Source organism: Singulisphaera rosea, assembly GCF_054877945.1.
Genome location: NZ_JBTYIP020000035.1, coordinates 38,295 through 56,439 on the forward strand (window position 1 = coordinate 38,295; position 18,145 = coordinate 56,439).

Here is an 18,145-nt window from a genome sequence, read left to right on the forward strand (position 1 = left end):
AAAACCCTGCTTATCTATTTAAATTATTTTAATAATAATCTACTTAAATTTCGAAACCGACCGAGAACCGTCCGGACAGCCAGACTTCCCTCCCCTCGTCGGCTCCGAGGGTTGGTGACGACTGGCCCAGGGGTCGGTTCACTTCGCAGCGGCCCCCGCCGCGGCGGCGAGGGGTGCATCAAAGGGAGCCGTCACCGGCTCGACCAGGGTATTGTCGTGCACGAGTAGGCCCTGCGACCCGACGAAGAAGCTGCTGCCGGAGGCAACCTCGAGGTTGAAGACGGGTTGGACCGCGTCCTCCGCGACCGACTCGACGAGGGCCACGCCGCCGAGCGTCCGGATCGGGTCGCCCGGCTTCAGGTCCCGTGCCATGGTCCAACCCTGTCCGGCCTTCCAGAAGCGATGGATCCCCGTCGCGACAACCGACTCACCGTCGAGCCGAACCCGCAACGTCTGATTGGGGGGGTTGTGGTAGACAGCCACAACCGACTGGTAACGCAGAAGTCCCGACTTGGGGTCTTGTGTCAGGATGGAATCCCCGACGAGGACATCCTCGATCGGCTTGGCTCCATCAAGGGCCCGGACCGAAGTCCCCTTGGCGAAGCAGGCATGGTGAAAAGCGACGACCGTGGCTTGACCGGCGCCAAAGGTGACGGGCATCGCCTGGGGTTGGTAGTCGAGGGGAACGTCCTCGACGACGGAGTCCTTCTGCTGCGACGCTTTCTGCGGCACGAAGGCCGAGCCGCGAAGGTCGTTCAACCATTTCTCCCAGGTCGTGCGGTCCTCGCCAAGGTCTTTCTCGGCAACCGCGACCAGGACGTCATGGGCCCTCGCGTTGATCCGCAGGATCGGTTCGTTGGCGCGTTCGATCCGCTCGACATCGCTCGACAACTGCCATTGGGCCACTTGGGCAGCCCGCTCGGCATCGGAGTTCATCTGCCCGATGGGGATGGTCGCCTCATAAGGCATAACCACGGCATATTGCCATGGGTTTGCGGCTTGATTCTGCGCCCCGAATGCATTGCCTACCGAATACGGTAGCGTGCCTAGGGTCGCTAATTGCTCTGCCTGATTCTTCGCGATCGTGTTTCCCAATTGATGGGCCACCGACGAGCCGAGCCCAGCTTTGTTCAGCGTTTGCGCGATGTGCTTCGATTCCGCGGCCTGGACCGGAGCCGAAGTCAGTGTACCCGGTTGAAGCCACGGAACCTGGAAGTATCCGAGCGTCCTCTTCGCATACGCCATCCCGGACTCGTCGAAGACGATCTGATCGCCGGGCTCGAGTTGGGGAGGCGGCGGCGGGGTATATCGTCGCGTGACGTTGCGTTTCTCACCCTCGACCGTGAGCTCACCCGCCGAGCCCGGCCCCTCCGACCGGTGAACGTTGTACTTGATGGGCTCGCGGAGCAACCCGACGAGGATCTCGGCGAACTCGCGAGCGTCCCGACGCCGGAGCGACTCGAGGGCGATGCGTCGGGCCTCGCCCGACTTGCCGAAGACGGCAAGGTTCGTCAAGGCCCGCGAGGCCGACGGGGAATCGATCTGGGCGAGCGTACGGGCTGCCACGACCTGCAACGCCCCATCGCCATTCCCAAAGACCGCCCAGACCATGGGAACCGCGCGAGGGTCCGTGACATCGATCAGGGCTTGCTCGGCGGAGGCCCGCTTCGACTTATGCCCGAGCCATCCGCGCCACTTTTCGAAGAGCGGGCGCCAATGCTGGTCGGCCTTCTTCTGCGCCTCGGTTTCACGATCCCACTCGACGACCTGCTCCTCGGTCAACCAACGCCCGCGATGTTTCTTCAGCCCCATATGCTTCAAGGCCGACTCTCGACCGGGGTCGAGCCGGAGGACCGCCCGCAAGTGGGCCACCGCCGCCTCCTTTAGCCCGTTCTCCTCGCACCACATGGCAAGCTTCCACTGCGCCTCGGCCGAGTCGGGAGTCTTGGCCCGCTTCTCCTGGTACTTCCCGCGGAGCAGATTGAACTCCTGGTCGCCATTTAAGCGATCGCTGACGACCTCGGGTCGCTGCCACTTCCCCTGATAGGAGACGAGTCCGAGCAGCCCCCGCGCCGTGGCGTTCGAAGGGTTCGAGAGCACCGCAACCGCGAGGTGTTTCAGCTTCTCGGCCTTCAGCCCGTGCGACTCGCACCAGAGCGCGAGCCGGACGTGGGCGTCCGAGTCGCGTCCCACGTTCGCATTCGCCGCCTCGTAGACTTTCACATCCTCGGGGGACGGAGAGTCGGCCAATGTCAAGGACATTGCCAGCAACAGGAGAGCAGGCACGGCAATCCTCCGATCATCCGGTGGGGCTAGAGTCAATTCGGACTCGACGCCCCGACACTCCTTGGCCGTCGACCCATCGGCCAGGCCATCCGGAGTAGGGCGACCGACCGAAGTCACCCTCGCTCCTAACGATCATGGGGCGCGGCCCGTCTCGAGGCAAGCCGCCCCCTCACGGTATGTGAGTGACACTCACACCCTCCGACCATCGATCCCGAGCGATCAGGGCAAAACCCTGACAGTAAAGAGGTTGCGCCTCGAGACATCGCAAACTCTTTTTGACGTTCAGAACGTGAGGAATGAGGCCCCGTCGGGTCGGACAGAGTTCCGAGACACGGCCAGCGGCAGCCCTGGTGGGCAATGCCCACCCTACAAGAAAGCATGTGCATTCCCCGTAGGGTGGGCATCGCCCACCGATCCGCCACCGGGAGTGCCCGACCGACGATCGAAGGCCCAGCGAAGTGTTGTGGAATGTGCTTCGTCAAACGACCGGGCCCGGCGCAATGGCCGGGCCCGGACAAGGTTTCGGGAAGTGCGGAGGTGCGAGAGGGGTCAGCCCCCCACGTTGGCCGTCTGCGGTTCGCCGAGCTGCACGAGAGCGGCGGCCTCGGCGGCGTGCTTGCGGAGGTCTTCGGTGATCCGCATCGAGCAGAACTTGGGGCCGCACATGCTGCAGAAGGCCGCGGTCTTGAAGGCGTCCTGCGGCAGGGTCTCGTCGTGCATCCGACGCGCGGTCTCGGGGTCGAGCGACAGGGCGAATTGCTTCTCCCAGTCGAAGGCGTAGCGGGCACGGCTGAGGGCGTCGTCGCGGTCGCGGGCTCCTGGGCGATGGCGGGCAAGGTCGGCGGCGTGGGCGGCGATCTTGTAGGCGATCACCCCCTGGCGGACGTCCTCGACCTCGGGCAAGCCGAGGTGCTCCTTCGGGGTGACGTAGCAGAGCATGCTCGCGCCATGCCAACCGGCGAGGGCGGCGCCGATCGCCGAGGTGATGTGGTCGTAGCCCGGCGCGATGTCGGTGACGAGGGGGCCGAGCACGTAGAACGGGGCCTCGTTGCACTCGACGGCCTGCTTCTCCATGTTCATGGCGATCTGGTCCATGGGGATGTGCCCCGGACCTTCGACCATGACCTGGCACCCTCGGCTCCAGGCGCGTCGGGTCAGCTCGCCCAGCGTCTTGAGCTCGGCAAATTGAGCGGCATCGGAGGCGTCCGCGAGCGAGCCGGGGCGGAGGCTGTCCCCCAGGCTCCAGGTCACGTCGTACTGCCGCATGATGTCGCAGAGGTCGTCGAACCGGGTGTAGAGCGGATTCTCCTTCTTGTGGGCGAACATCCACTGGGCGATCAGCGAGCCGCCACGCGAGACGATGCCGGTCACGCGATTCGCGGTCAGGGGGATGTACTCGCGGAGGATCCCGGCGTGGAGGGTCATGTAGTCGACCCCCTGCTTCGCCTGGTGCTCGACGATGTCGAGCAGGTCCTGCTCGGAGAGGTCCTCGACTTGCTTGACGCGCTGGATGGCCTGGTACATCGGGACCGTGCCGATCGGCACGGGGCTGGCGGCGATGATAGCCTGGCGGATCGCGTCGATATTGCCGCCGGTGGAGAGGTCCATCACGGTGTCGGAGCCGAGCTCGACGGCCAGCTTGAGCTTGGCGAGTTCGTTGTCGATGTCGGAGGTGACGGCCGAGTTACCGATGTTCGCGTTGATCTTGCACTTGGCCTTGATCCCGATGCCCATCGGCTCCAGCCCGAGCTTGAGGTGGGCGACGTTGGCGGGGATCACCATCCGCCCCCGTGCGACCTCGGACCGGACGAGCTCGGGCTCGAGCCCCTCGCGGCGGGCGACGAATTCCATCTCGGGCGAGACGATCCCCTGTCGGGCCAGTTCGATCTGAGTCATGTTGCGAGTTGCCTCCTCCGAGGGCCGGTCGAGTGCGCCCTTCTCGACAGCAAAAATCGTGCTGGACCGCGGGCCTCGCCCTTCACCGTCGGGCAGGCCCCATCGTAGACGGGCGCCCCGTCCCCGGTCAATTCACCGCGGGTCGCGCCCGCGCGTCGCAAGGCCCCTAACTCCCACAGGTGTCCCCGATCCCATCGGCTTTCTCGCATGATCGGTTGACGATCGTGGTTTTTTCGCACACACTCTAGAGACCTCGTTCGCGTGCGCCCCGACCTGACCAATTTCCCTCCTCGTCGTTCTCCAACCCGACGGCAGATTCGGCGAAAAACGGAGCTGTTTGCATGGTCGCGAACCTCGTGCCATCCGGGTTTTCGTCGCGTCTCGGGCGTTGGTCATGGGCACTGGTCGTGGTCGTGCCGATCGCGGGCGTCTCGGCCTTGAGCTGGTGGTTCACGGAGCCGCTCGAGGAGGTCCGCCCCAAGTCGTCGAACGCGGTCGCGGCCCTTGATCGTGCTCCCAACAAGCCCCCCGCAACGCCGACGCCGACCTCGAAGCCGGAGTTCGACGCCCGTCCCGAAGTCGTCCCCCCCTGGCCGGAAGGACGACTCGAAGGGGCCCCCGCGAACCAGTTGTTGCTCGACATGCTCCTGGTCGTCGCCAAGCGTCTCGACGCGGTGGACGGCTACACCGCGACGTTCCACAAGCAAGAGCGTCTGAAAGGTGTCCTGGGCCCCGACCAGACCATCGCGATGAAGGTTCGCCAGCGTCCGTTCGCGGTCTACCTCAAATTCCTCGCCCCGCATCCGGGCAAGGAAGTCGTCTATGCCGAGGGCCATCGCGAGAACAAGGTGATCGCCCACTCGACGGGCGTCGCGCGTTGGTTGGTCCCCCGACTCGCCGTCCCCCCCGACCATCCCCTCGCCCTGGCCGAGACTCGACACGCCATCACCGAGGCCGGCCTGAGCAGCCTGACCGCCAAGCTCCTCAGCTTCCGCCGCCTCGACCTCACCGACCCCGACGCCGTCACGATCCTCGACAAGACCACCGACAGCACCGGCCGCCACTGGCTCCGCTCCGTCCACGTCCACCCCCACAAGGCCTCCGCCCGCCCCTTCACCCGCGTCGAAGTCCTTTACGACCCCGAGACTCGCATCCCTCTCCACATCAGCAACTACGACTGGCCCGAAGAAGGCCACAAGGGCGACCTCCTCCTCGCCGAGCGCTACGCCTACGACGACCTCAACCTCAACGCCCCCCTCTCCGCCCTCGACTTCGACCCGGCAAATCCCGCCTACGCCTTCCACAGGTATTAACCCCACAGCCACACCAGCACCTATCGATACATAATATATCCAAGGCGTAATCCAATATACATGCGGTTGGACTTGGGCGACTCTCTGAGACTTGGCCCACAAAAGCGGGGCAGGAGTGCCCCGCCTACCCGGCTGTTGCGAGGCTCGCCGGGTAGACGGAATTGAGTTCGATCGCCCTCAACTCAGGCCGTAGAACTTCAGCGCATTCCCCGACCAGAGCTTCCGACGGTCCTCCAAGGGGCGTTCGGAGACAATCGTCCGTAGAGCCTCAACCCACTGCCGATAGGAGGCGCCGAGGAGGCAGACGGGCCAGTCGCCGCCGAAGACGACGCGGTCGGGGCCGAACGAGTCGAGGCAGTGGTTGACGATCGGCGCGAGGTCGGAGGGAGTCCAATCCTTCGGGGCGGAGGCGACGATCCCCGAGATTTTGCAGATGACGTTGCTCAGCCCCGACAGCTTCACGATGCTGCGTTTCCAGGCCTCGGGGTCATGTCCGGGAGGTTTGTCGCCGTTCGCGGGGCCTTTGCGGAAGACCTTCGGGTCGGCATTGCCGCAGTGATCGAGGACGAATCGGGTCCCCGGGCAAAGCGTGGCCAATTTCAAACCGTCGGACAACTCGTCGGGGCCCATGCAGAGGTCGAAGCAGAGCCCGGCTTCGCCGAGTCGCCGGATGCCCTTGACGAACTCGGGCTGGAGGCAGTAGCCGGGCTTGATCTCGGAGCCCTGGAGGACCTGCCGGACCCCTTTGACGGACGGTGTGTTCCGGAAGCGGGCGACATAGGCGGCGAAGTCGGGGGAGGCGGGACGCCCGCCGATGACGGCGGCCACGGTCGGGGCCGAACCGGACCGACAGAGGGCGACGATGTCCTCGGCCTCGGCGACGTGCTGGCGGGGGACGACGTCGACCTCCATGTACACGGCCTTGACGACGTTCAGGCCCTCGGTGGCCTCGCGGTACTCCTTGGTCTGATAGCTCTTCTTGAGGACACCCGTTGCGCCATCGAGCCAGGCGAGTTGGAACTTGGAGAGGTCCCAAAGGTGCTGATGCGTGTCCACGATCGGTAGCGCAGCGGCGTCGGTCGCTTCCGCGCCATTGGCGAAGCCCGAAGGACAATTCCCCGCGGCCAGAACGGTGCCGGTCATCACCCGGACGAAGTCGCGACGTGTCGTACCCATATCAAACCCACCTGCACATTGGATCGAGGGGGAGACGCCAAGTGAACCTCGGGCGACTCTACCACGATCCTCACGGAGCGGAAGGGGTAGCCTTTGGGGGGGGTGACGCCTTGCGGCTCGATCGTCAGGGGAGGAGGCGTTGGCCGACGGCGGTGTTCAGGGCGAACATGCTCCGGCGGTGGCGGACCTGGGTGTCGCGATACTGGCGGACAATCTCGTTGTAGTCGCGCTGGGCGAGGAGGAAGTCGACCAGGCCGGCTTCGCCCTGGCTGTAGCGCCGGGAGGTCTCGTCGCGGATCCGACGGGCGCCGGGGAGGAGGTCCTTCTCGATGTGATCGACGGCCGCCTTCGAGACGTGATACTCGCGTTCCGTCTGGCGGACCTCGGTGAGGACCTTGAGCTCCGCCGAGGCGAGTTGGGTCTTCGTCTGCGCGACGTTCACATGAGCACGTTGGATATTGCCCTGGTTCCGGTTGTAGAGCGGCAATGGGACCGTCACGCCGAGCGCCCAGGAGTGGGCGCTCTGGGTGTGGAACGGCGCGTTGTTCTGGAAGGTGTAGGGCTGGTAGAGGACGTACACATCCTGGAACCGCTCGGCCCGAGCAAGCCTCACGTCGGCCTCGGCCAACCGGGTCCCGAGCCGGAGCGCGATGATGTCGGACCGGGCGTTCATCGCGATCTGCACGAGCTCGTTGCTCGACGGGGGCGAGGGCGCGAGGTCGTCGATCGTCCCGCGGAGCTCGAGGTTCTCGGCCTCGAGCGGGTTGATGCCGAGCAGCGGTGCGAGCCGACGTAGCGCGGCCCGGAGGGCCTCCTCGGCGTCCGACTGTCCGATCCGGGCGGAATCGCGCTGGACGCGGATTCGCTCGACATCCCCTCGCGTCTTCTCTCCCCCCTTAAGCAACTTCTGGGTCTTGTCGAGCAACTGGTCGAGGCCCGAAGCGCTGGCCTTGGCGTACCTCAGGGTCTCGCGCGCCCCAAGGGCTTCGACGTACGCGGCCCCAAGGCTCTCGATCTGGAGCCGAACGGCGTCCTGGTATTGCGCCTCGATCACGTGTTTCGCTTGGCAAGCCACCGCCATTCGCGCCCGACGTTTGCGTGAAATGTCGATCGGATGACTGATGTTGACATCATACTGCACCGGCCCCCCCGGACGGGACTTGGAATAGTCTCCGTAGGGGATGAGCTGCGAGTCGGCGTAGAAGATCGGGTTCGCCCGGAGGCCGGCCGTTAAGATATCGGCGCGGGCTTTGGGGACTTCGTGCGCGAGGGCCCGGAGATCGAGGTTTTCGCGGACCAGTCGCTCGACGGCCATGTCGAAGGTGAGGCCGTTCGGCGGACCATCGTCGACACCTCCGCCCCCGGGGACCGAGAGCGACCCGTAGATCGGGACCTCGGTGAAGGCGACCGTCTTCGGCAAGGTCACTCCTTGCGAAGGCCCCATGCCTATCCCCGGCCCCGGCCGGCTCACCCCAGTCGGCACGCGAGGGACGGATGGTCCCGGACGTCCACCGAGGATGATCGAGACATCGGCCGGCGCACCGCCACGGCTCCCGCCCGAGCCCGGTACTGGACCCAGGCTCGTCGAGTCCGGGACTCGCGCCGAGTCCGGCGGCGCCACCGTCGGCCCCTGGCCGTTGGCCCTGCCCTGGGCGAATCCCCAAACGACGAGCCCCAAGAGCAGGGGCGCGCACCCACGACGTGGAGAGACCATGTCGACGTCCGCCCTTCCTAGGCCAATTCCAAAAAGAGGGCCGGCCCTCCCGCCGTCCCTTCCGGGTTCGTGAAAACCCGTTCCTTCTCTCATTCGTCCAAAGAAGCCGCGGAACTTGGCGAAGTTTTCAGCGAAGTGGGATTCTGGGCGATACCGCGAAGGTCCTGGGGGCTCGGCACAGATCTCGAATCGAGGGGACCCCGGCGCAAGCCCCTCTGGCTCCGATCCACTCAGGGGCGTTTGGAACGGCGGAGTTACGTCTCGGAGAGTTGCTCAGGACAGGATCTGCTCTTCCCGCAAGTCAGGCGAAGGTCTGACGTTTGGATTGAGTCGCCGGACATCCCCCTCGCGAATCGTGACGCCCGCGCGGTCGAGATACTCGCCGAAAGGCACCGCGTATTTACGGGTCGCGCCCAGGAGGTCTCGAAGTTCGGACATCGTCATCAGAGAGCCATCCGACAACCGACCGATGACACGTCGCCGCATCTCCGTTTCGGCATCACGACCGAGGAAGAGACCCCCGCCGAGGTCGACGAGCTCTCCCTCATCGATGAGAAGGCTCAGCAACTCCGGGACAACCGCGACGCGAGGGCCGGCCAGTGTGGCGACTGCGGCGGCATCGGGGGGCATCAGTCCCCCTGCCCGGTATGCGGACGCGATTTCGGCTTTAAGTCGTTGTTCTCCATGACTCAGTTTCGACTTATGACCCCGTAAGGCGATCGACCGGCCCTCGCAGACAACCTCCCCCTTGGCTTGAAGCCGACGAATCAACCCACCGATCAGCACGTCGTTCGCGATGTCAGGCAAGAGGGCGACCAGGTGGTCGCGGCTGACCGCGGTCTGACGCGGCTTCGACGCATGGAGACGAGCCAAAGCCTTCGTGACTCGGTTCTCCAACTCGGCGGCGATTTCGGCCGGGACTCGGACCGATCGTCGAGGGCCGAGGGGCAACTCAACCAGTCTGCCCGACGTCGAAAGGGAGTCGACGGCGTCGGAGACCTCACTCAGGGGCAATCCGGCTTCGCGACACAGATCGGTCTCGGCCCAGGGGATCAGTCCGCGAAACGCCAGCGAGGCCGCAACACTCTCGATCGGATCGGTCGAGCGAAGGCGCCCCAGTCGCGTGATGGCCGACTCGTTCTGGCGACGGAGTCGGCGAGCCGTCGGCTGGAGAACCTGGCCGCCGCCAAGGGTGGCGGGCGGGCTCTCCTGTCGGAGCACGAACGGCTGTCCGTGGACCACGGCCACGGGCTCGGCCAGGAACAGTTGTCCCAGCGCCGGCGCGTCGCCCGGACCCAACGTGTTGCCCTCCAGCAGCGACAACGTCGCCGTGACCTCGGCGGTCCCGACGTGCAGGCGATAGCGTTCTCGATGCCGGAAAGGCCGCTGGGCGTCGTGCGCAGCCCCGACCTCGACGGAGAGGATCCGGGACGCCTTCAAATAGCCCCGGGCTCCCAACTCATGACCGCGACTTACCTCGGCGTGGTGAACCCCGACGAGATTGATCGCCGCGCGTGCTCCTCGACCGACTCGGTCGACCGGCTGATTGTGCCGATGGAGGCTGCGGACTCGGACCTCCCGCCCTTCGGGGAACCACTCGAGGTCATCGCCGACGGCTACGCTTCCCGACGCGACAGTGCCGGTCACGACCGTCCCGTGTCCCGCCAGGGTGAAGACGCGGTCGATCGCCATCCGGAAGAGCCCCGGGTCGCTCCGAGCGGGAGTCTCGTCGGCCAGTCGCCCCAGGGCCTGCTTCAACTCCTCGATCCCCTGGCCCGTGGGCGCCGACGTCCTGACGATCGCGGCGCCCTCAAGAAACGTCCCGGCGACCAGGCCACGGACCTCTTCCTCGACCATCTCGAGCCAGCCGGAGTCCACCAAATCACACTTGGTCAACGCGATCACGCCCCCCGACAGGCCGAGCAACCGGAGGATCTCCAGGTGCTCTCGAGTTTGCGGCATCACCGAATCGTCGGCGGCGACCACCAGGAGCACCAGGTCCAGGCCGGTCGCCCCCGCGAGCATGTTCCGGATGAACCGCTCGTGCCCCGGGACGTCGATCAACGCCAGGTGGTTCCCCCCCAGGTCGAGCGTCGCGAATCCCAGGTCAATCGTGATCCCTCGTTGCTTCTCGGCCGGGAGGCGGTCCGTATCGACACCCGTCAAGGCGCGCACCAGCGCCGTCTTGCCGTGGTCGATATGCCCGGCCGTCCCGAGCACGAGGTCGCGATGTCCGATCATTTTGCGGATCCTGTCCCGGTGCACCACGCATTCCGCAGGCTCAGTCTAGCATGAAGCCGGAGGGGCCCGCACGAGACGACCAAACCATTCTATATAAATTTGTAAATTGTCATAATTATCGATAATTCAACAAAATTAAACTCCCAAAAAGACAGTCGCCCCCTGTCGGCCCCCACCCGGAGCCGGCGCAAACCCCTGAGCCAACGGATGCTTGATTGGTTGGGGCGGCACACGCCTTCCTCACGACGCAGCCTGCTCCTTTGGAGACTGATGGGTTCGCTCGTCCGTCACGGGTCCGGTTCGAATCATTTTGCTTGTCGAAGCTCCTTGATCGCGGTCATTTCTTCGAGTAAGTTGGTTAGAGAATCGACTCGATCGATTGCAGAGGCCTTCTCCCAATCTCGCGTCTCCAATCTCTCGCAAGCAGTCCGTATCAATCTGGTGCAGTCATGCAATCCTCGGTCCAAGGAACCAGGGTGGCTCAGACGCTCGGGGCGATCCTCTCGCTCTGTGTGCTGTTCTGCGCCCCTGCGTCCGAGGCCAGGGCGGGTTGTTCCGGGCATTCCGTGACCTTGCAGACGCAGGGGGGCGCCGAACCGTCGACCCTTGCTCCCACGAACCTGGACAGGTCGGCACTTCCACCCCTCGGTGAAGTGCCGCCGACTCGGCGGACGCCCTGTTCCGGGGTGCTTTGCTCCGGGAACCCGGGCGTCCCACCATCGAGCGTCCCTCTCGTCATGATCGAGGTCGGAGAAGGCCATTGGGCCATGTCCTTCCGTGCTCCCATCCTCGCGGATCCAGGTTCGCATGCCCGCTCGGGCGAGGACGCATGCTTCAGTCCTATCAATCGTCCTTCCTCAATCTTCCACCCACCTCGACAGCTCGGCGGTCATCCCGCGTCCTGATCGTGTGATCGGCCAGCCCAATCACGTGAGCGCAAGGGCTCGCATCGTCACCCCGGCGATCCGGTGCCCAGTGCGCTCAGTGGCAGGATTCCGATCGGGGCGATGGAGCGATTCGGACATCCGTTCCCGTCGATGGCCTTCGGGCCAACCGTGAAAGCGGTCTGCTTCGGATCGTCGCAATCGCCGACGAAACTCGATCGCGGCGGCGCACCGGGCTTGGGATTCCCCGGCTTCGATGTGCAGACACCGTCGCCACTCACGCGGAAAGAGTGCTTTTTCCGAAGAGCGCAGACGGCCCAGGGTTGGGATCGAATGATCGGTCGATTCCTGAGGCAACTCCGCACGGACAGGCTAACGTTTCACGGATTTTTGAAGGGGGAATCGAAGGATGAATCGACCGCCTGGATCGGTCCGACACCGAGCGGCCTTGTTCGCGGCGGTGGCGATTGTCGCCGGCCTGTACGCGATGACGCGAGAACAGGTCATGTCCAAGACCGAGTCGGATAAGGCCGTCAACAACTTTCGATTCATCCGGACGCCTTTGCCCGAGGTGCCCGACCATCCCCCTTACAAGTACGTGCGCAAGGTTCATCCCAGCGTGCGGCACATCCGGGCGTATGTGTCGACGCTCGGGGCGAGCGTAGCGATGGGAGATCTCGACGGCGATGGTCGGCAGAACGATGTCGCCTGGGTCGATCCTCGGACGGACAAGGTGAACTGCGGCCCGGTGCCGGGGACAGGGGCACGTTACAACACGTTCGCCCTCGAGCCGGGGACGTCGTTCGGGAACTGGAATCCGACGACGATGTGCCCCCAGACCTCGCTGATCGCCGACCTGAACGAAGACGGCCTGATGGACGTGCTCGTCGTCTATTGGGGGCGAAGCCCGATCGTCTATCTGCGAAAGCTGCCGGCCGATTCGAAGACGCCCCCCTCGGCCGCCGGGTTCGAGGTGCAGGAATTGATCGAGGGGGCCGACCGCTGGTACTCCTCGACGGCGGTCGCATCCGACCTAGACGGCAACGGTCACCTCGACCTGATCCTCGGCAACTACCTCCCCGACGGCTCGAGGATGATCGACCCGAACGCCGAGGGGCTCGAGACGCTGCACGACTCGCTCGCGAGGTCCGGCAACGGCGGCGGGTTGCGATTCTTCCGATTCGTGGGAGCAACCTCGGGCGAGCATCCGACGGTCCGTTTCGAGATTCAAAAGGACGTGATCGCGGACGACGTCGCCCACGGCTGGAGCTATGCGATCGGACCGGTCGACCTCGATGGCGACATGCTGCCCGAAGTCTACATCGCCAACGACTTCGGCCCCGATCGACTGTTATATAACCGATCGACGACAGGCCACTTTAAGTTCGACACGTTGCAAGGGGAGCGTGGCCTGGAAACCCCGGCCTCGTGCGTCATCAATCACGACTCGTTCAAGGGCATGGGCGTGGACGTCGGCGATATCAACGGCGATGGGCTGTTTGATATCTACGTGAGCAACCTGACATCCCGGTGGGCCCTGACCGAGAGCCATTTCCTCTGGCTGAACACCGGCCACCCCGGGCGGATGAAAGAGGGGATCGCCCCGTTCCGTCAGGCCAGCGAGGAGTTGGGCCTCTCGCGAAGCGGCTGGTCGTGGGACTGTCGGCTGGCGGACTTGAACAACGACGGCGTGCTCGAAGCGCTCCAGGCGAACGGCTTCATCAAAGGGAAGACCAACCGTTGGCCCGAGCTGCAAAGTCTCGGGACCAGCAACAATCAACTGTTGCACAACCCCAAATTCTGGCCGAGGATCCAACCGGGCGATGACGTTAGCGGGCAGGACCGATTTGCATTCTTCGTCAGGTCAAGCGACGGCCGTTACTACGACCTGGCCCCCAAGATGACGTTGCAGGATGGTCAGTCCATGTCCGAGGCGATGGTGACGCGGGGGATCTCCCTGGCGGACGTCGACGGAGACGGCCGGCTCGACTTCGCGGTCGCGAATCAATGGCAGCCCTCCTACTTCTACCAAAACGATTCCCCCAACCCCGGCCGCTTCCTCGGGCTTCACCTCCTCCTCCCACTCGAGAAAGGACAGCCCACGCAGGTCACGCCGGGCATCGGTCACCCCGTCGAGGAGATTCCCGGGCGGCCGGCCGTCGGGGCCGTGGTGAGCGTCCGACTGCCGGATGGACGGAAGCGGGTGGCCCAGATCGACGGCGGGACGGGATACGCCGGGAAGCGGGCCCCGGATGTCCACATCGGACTGGGCACCATCACCGACGCACCCGTGGAGATTCGTTGGCGGGACCCGGACGGCAACACGCGACAGGAAACGTTCGACATGAAGGCGGGTTGGCACACCATCCGACTCGGCTGGCCGGCCGATCAAAAGTGAGGTTATCGATGTCAACGACAACAGCAATGACGACGACAAAAACAGACTCGATCACCACACTTCAGTTCTATCCCAGGCGGAGCGCCCTGCGCCGCTATTTCGCCTTGTGGTATTTCACCACCTTGTTGATCGTTTGGAACCTCCTCGGCCATCTCTCCCTCGGCTTCGAGCAGTCGCATCTCCAGTCCCTCGTCGGGCTCGCGACGGCGATCGGCCTCCAACTCCTCCTGGAGTGGATCGACGCCCGGGCCAACGACCGCACGCCGCGTTACACCGGCTCCTCGGCGAACTTCCTCAACTTCCTGCCCCCGGCCATTATTCCGGGACTTGCGGTGTCGATGCTGTTGTATCCCAACGAGCGGCTGATGCCGTTGATCTTCGGGATCGGCGTCGCCATCTGCTCGAAGGTGATGTTCCGGGCACCGGTGGGCGACGGCAAGACCCAGCACATCTTCAACCCGTCCAACCTTGGGATCGTGTCCACCTTGATCCTGTTCCCGGCCACCGGCGTCGCCCCTCCCTACCACTTCACGGAGAACCTGACCGGGATGTGGCACTGGGCATTGCCCGGCTTCGTCCTGACGTCGGGGCTCATCGTGCATGGCCTGTTCACGGGACGACTGGTGCTCGTACTGACCTGGCTGGTGGCGTTCATCATTCAGGGGCAGGTGCGGAGCTGGTACTTCGGGACGTCCTGGATCGTGCCCCTGACGCCGATGACCAGTGCGGCGTTCATGGTCTTCACCCTGTACATGATCCCCGACCCGGCCACGACGCCAGTCCAACCACTTCGCCAGGCGCTCTTCGGTATAACGATCGCGGCCGTCTACGGCATACTCCTGGTCAACCACATGGTGTATGGGCTGTTCATCGCGCTGGCGATCGTGTGCGCGATGCGGGGCGCCGGTTTGTACGCCTGGGCGGAGTGGCGGTCGCTTCGGGCCCATTCACAAGCACCCCTCTCGCTTTCGCCGGAAATGGCAGGTGTCGCGAAATGAGTGTCTGGGGGTAAGTCGTCCCATCGCGTCCGATCGAAGACTCAACGCCTCAAAGCAGTTCTATAACAACAAGCACGTCCCCCGTGAAGCTCCCTTCTCGAACGCGCGATCGCGGTCGTTAGTAGAGGGGGAGTCCACAATGACTCTTGAGGAGCACGAAGGTTGTGCTCCCAACAGGCTCGACGATGACCATCTCCCGGATCTGAACGAAGGTGGAGGCTTTTTCGACGATGTCCAACGTGATCACGAGTGCAATGGTTCGGGCGACCAGGCGGCTCGCCGGGCGTTACATTTATACGCATCCGAACATCGCACTGACGTTCCGTTGTCGGCCCCCCTACTACGCTTCGTTCAGGAAGACGTGGCTCTCCCTCATGTGGGGTGGCGAAGCCAAGAGACGACGCTTGCGAGAGGCGATCGCCGTCGCCATTTCGGCGGCGAATCAGTGCTTCTACTGAATGACCGAACATATGCTCTTCCTGCAGGCTGCAGGATCCGACTTCGGTGCATCGCACGAACTGGTTGAGGCCGTTTCAGAAGTGATCCGGGCGTCGGACGACGAACCAACCTCGGGAACTGTCCCTCCGCTCAATCACCATAACGCAAGTGTTCATGCCGGGTTCGCCCCAAGGCGCCCGAAGCCGCATCCCGAACGGATCGTCGAACGACTCGAACGTGCGGGGTTTCGGGGTACCGAAGGACTGCTCGTGGCGCTCGCGGTGCATCTGACGCTCGCCTCGAGGCCGGGTGAGGCCGATGCCGACTGGATCGCCTCGGTCGCGGCGCGGGTCGGTGACGAGGACCTCCTGCTCGAGACGGCCGGCGTCATCTTCGCGTTCAACACCATCAACCGCATCGCCGATGCGCGTCGCGTGCGGCTCGAGTACAGCTTCCTTCGCGAATTCAAGCCGATCCGAGGGTGGGTCGAACGCCGGCTGGCTTCGGTAACGAGGCTGGCGTACGACCTGTCGTTCAAGCATGATGCCCGACGCTCGTCGGCCGAGATGCTGGATCGGCTCGGCATGCTGTTCGAGCGCCTGGGGGCGTCGGGGGTTCCCGAGGTATTCCACTGGTTGGCTCAATCGCCCGTGGTACTCGAAGGGGTACTCGAGATGCTCGAGTCCAGCCTCACGGGCTACGGGGTCCACATCGACCTCATGAAGGAAGCGGCCGGGATTACCGTGGCGTCGCGGGCCATGCCCGGATCCGGCCTTAGCGTCGCGATCGAGCAGTGGCTAAGCCACGGATCGTTGCCCGATTCGACTTCGCTCCGGGCCTGGGCGGCCCCGTCCGGCGGCCGCGGCTATGATTCGGGTCTGGTATCGGCGTGTCGTCGCTATGCGTGGCAGGTAGCCAACACGGCGTACACGATTACCGACGAACAGATCCACAAGCTCTCCGAGCTCGGGCTGTCGGACGCCGAACGCCTCGACCTCGCACTCATCTCCGCGATCTTCTCCGCGTTGAGCAGCATCGAACCGATGAGCGGGACAGCCGCGCCGGCAAGTGTCACCGACCTCCCACTCCTGGAGGGCACGCACGACAGCGGCCTACCCAGCATGGCGCACACGAGCGAAACGACCCTAACATAGCAACAAGCAATCACGATTTTTCAGAAGCAAACTCGCCGAGGTTTGTGGATAGCAATGTCGACCACCTGGATTGCACCCAGGGCGAGATCCCCGAACGTCCTTGCACGATCGATCGTCGTCGCACGGCTGCTTCAAGGAGGAACGGTCGCGACCCCGTCCCGTTCCGCCCCGGCGTCTCGAATCGATAAACCGAAACACTTTGATTTCACAAGGGATTCACCCCGTGAGAGTCCCGCCCCTTGCCGTTCTCCCGCAGGAAGGAGTGTGTCCATGATCCGATCGAGTTGGTCTACCTTGTTCATCGTCGCGATGCTCGCCGGTACGGCGACGGCGGCCGATGGGAGCCCGGGCGGTTGGCCCCTGGCTTCGAACGACGAGGCCTGGAAGTATTTGCCCCAGGCGTTGACCGGGCATGGAGCGAAGCTCCCGGCCTGGGCGAGGGCCACGGCGCGTGACCTGCCGCGGACCACGGCCGCGATGCTCGACCTCGACCGCCTGCATCGCACCAGGAGTCCGCTCGGTGCGTCTCTCCGCGGCAAGATGCGTTGGGTCGCCGCCGACGCCAATCGTTGCGAATACACCAGGGCAACCGCCGAGGCCGACCTGCGCCGTTCGGGGGTCGCCGAGGCAGAGATCGAGGACCTGAAGGCCATCCCGAGTCGCTGGCGAGACGACGAGCGCAACGCCCTGGAATTCGCCAGGCAGATGTGCATCGACGCCTCGCTCGTCACGGACGCTCAGGTCGCCGAGTTGAAGGCCGCCCACGGTGACGAGACGCTCGTCGCGATGGTTCTCCTGCTCGCGGCGGCGAACTTCCAGGACCGGTTGATCCTCGGACTGGGCATCGCTCCCGAGGAGGGTGGGCCACTCCCGCCGGTCGAGGTGAAGTTCGATCCCGAAGCGCCCAAGCCACCGGTGCCGGAACGCGCCAACCCGGCAGACCGCCAGGGTCCGGCCGAGTCGACGACGGTCGACGACCCCGAATGGCTGGAGTTCGACTTCGACGCCCTGCAAAAAGGACTTGGCAACCAGAAATCCGCGCCGGGGCGAGTGCCGGTCCCGTCGTACGATGTGGTCTTGGCCAGGATTCCGAAGGGATATCCCAAGCCCAAGAACCCCATCCGAATCAAGTGGTCGCTGGTCTGTATGGGCTACCAGCCCGAGTTTGCGGCGGCCTGGAGCGCCTGCACGCGGGCGTTCGGCGAGGAGGCGAAGCAGGACCGGGTCTTCGAGGAGAGCCTGTTCTGGATCGTGACCCGAACGATCCACTGCTTCTACTGAATGGGCCACTGCGAAATGCTGCTCGCGGTCGCGGGCCTGGACCAGAAAGCTCTCGAAGAACGGACTCGTCTCCTCGCATCGAAGGATTGGACAAATTTACCTGCAAATGACCGTGCCGCCTTCTTCTTCGCGAAGACATTCTCGAAGGCGCCCTGGGCGATCGACGACGATCAACGCAACCGACTCGTCGCCCACTTCGGCCGAGAGCGTGCGCTGGACGTCATCTGGTGGGCGAGCCGGTGCCACTACATGACCCGAGTCGCCGACGGCTTCCAGCTCCCCCTGGAGCGGGAAAACGTCTTCGTCCCGCCTCCCTCAGCCAAATCCGCCGAGGGTAAGAAGTAGCCGCCGCCTATGGGACTCGCC

13 protein-coding genes are annotated in these 18,145 nt (G+C 64.5%); 7 read left to right on the forward strand and 6 right to left on the reverse strand.

Annotated elements, in window-relative coordinates; all coding sequences use genetic code 11:
- Positions 1–138 precede the first annotated feature (138 nt).
- Both ACYOEI_RS35685 and thiC read right to left on the reverse strand, forming a co-directional pair.
- A complete protein-coding gene (locus ACYOEI_RS35685) occupies positions 139–2,286 on the reverse strand; it encodes a polymorphic toxin-type HINT domain-containing protein (protein ID WP_462855078.1) in 2,148 nt (715 codons plus the stop codon).
- 549 nt (positions 2,287–2,835) lie between these two features.
- Positions 2,836–4,239, reverse strand: coding sequence for a phosphomethylpyrimidine synthase ThiC (gene thiC / locus ACYOEI_RS35690; RefSeq protein ID WP_462855145.1), 1,404 nt, complete (start codon positions 4,237–4,239; stop codon positions 2,836–2,838).
- A 284-nt stretch (positions 4,240–4,523) separates the two neighbouring features.
- On the opposite strand from thiC, the gene ACYOEI_RS35695 reads away from it, so the two are divergent.
- Positions 4,524–5,495, forward strand: coding sequence for a DUF1571 domain-containing protein (locus ACYOEI_RS35695; protein ID WP_462855079.1), 972 nt, complete (start codon positions 4,524–4,526; stop codon positions 5,493–5,495).
- Between the two features lie 177 nt (positions 5,496–5,672).
- On the opposite strand, the gene ACYOEI_RS35700 is transcribed toward ACYOEI_RS35695, so the two are convergent.
- The 4 genes from ACYOEI_RS35700 to ACYOEI_RS35715 form a co-directional block, all read right to left on the reverse strand.
- Positions 5,673–6,671 (reverse strand): amidohydrolase family protein, encoded by a 999-nt coding sequence (locus tag ACYOEI_RS35700; RefSeq protein ID WP_462855080.1) that lies wholly within the window; start codon positions 6,669–6,671, stop codon positions 5,673–5,675.
- 124 nt (positions 6,672–6,795) lie between these two features.
- Positions 6,796–8,385 (reverse strand): TolC family protein, encoded by a 1,590-nt coding sequence (locus tag ACYOEI_RS35705; protein ID WP_462855082.1) that lies wholly within the window; start codon positions 8,383–8,385, stop codon positions 6,796–6,798.
- A gap of 273 nt (positions 8,386–8,658) precedes the next feature.
- The gene (gene selB / locus ACYOEI_RS35710) at positions 8,659–10,626 is read right to left on the reverse strand and encodes a selenocysteine-specific translation elongation factor (protein WP_462855083.1); all 1,968 of its coding nucleotides are present in this window, start codon (positions 10,624–10,626) and stop codon (positions 8,659–8,661) included.
- A gap of 481 nt (positions 10,627–11,107) precedes the next feature.
- Entirely contained in the window at positions 11,108–11,413 is a 306-nt protein-coding gene (locus ACYOEI_RS35715) for a hypothetical protein (protein WP_462855084.1), read from the reverse strand.
- A gap of 506 nt (positions 11,414–11,919) precedes the next feature.
- Between ACYOEI_RS35715 and ACYOEI_RS35720 the strand changes: the two genes are divergently transcribed.
- The 6 genes from ACYOEI_RS35720 (at position 11,920) to ACYOEI_RS35745 (ending at position 18,124) form a co-directional block, all read left to right on the forward strand.
- Positions 11,920–13,908, forward strand: coding sequence for a CRTAC1 family protein (locus ACYOEI_RS35720; RefSeq protein WP_462855086.1), 1,989 nt, complete (start codon positions 11,920–11,922; stop codon positions 13,906–13,908).
- 26 nt (positions 13,909–13,934) lie between these two features.
- Entirely contained in the window at positions 13,935–14,906 is a 972-nt protein-coding gene (locus ACYOEI_RS35725) for an enediyne biosynthesis protein UnbU (RefSeq protein ID WP_462855088.1), read from the forward strand.
- A gap of 230 nt (positions 14,907–15,136) precedes the next feature.
- Positions 15,137–15,364 carry a hypothetical protein gene (locus ACYOEI_RS35730; protein ID WP_462855089.1) on the forward strand — a complete coding sequence of 76 codons (228 nt, stop codon included), beginning with the start codon at positions 15,137–15,139 and terminating at the stop codon, positions 15,362–15,364.
- Positions 15,365–16,498 (forward strand): carboxymuconolactone decarboxylase family protein, encoded by a 1,134-nt coding sequence (locus tag ACYOEI_RS35735; RefSeq protein ID WP_462855090.1) that lies wholly within the window; start codon positions 15,365–15,367, stop codon positions 16,496–16,498. It begins immediately after the preceding gene.
- Between the two features lie 270 nt (positions 16,499–16,768).
- Positions 16,769–17,779, forward strand: coding sequence for a carboxymuconolactone decarboxylase family protein (locus ACYOEI_RS35740; protein ID WP_462855091.1), 1,011 nt, complete (start codon positions 16,769–16,771; stop codon positions 17,777–17,779).
- Between the two features lie 15 nt (positions 17,780–17,794).
- Positions 17,795–18,124: a carboxymuconolactone decarboxylase family protein gene (locus tag ACYOEI_RS35745; RefSeq protein ID WP_462855092.1), complete on the forward strand. Its 330-nt coding sequence runs from the start codon at positions 17,795–17,797 to the stop codon at positions 18,122–18,124.
- The last annotated feature ends 21 nt before the right edge of the window (positions 18,125–18,145 follow it).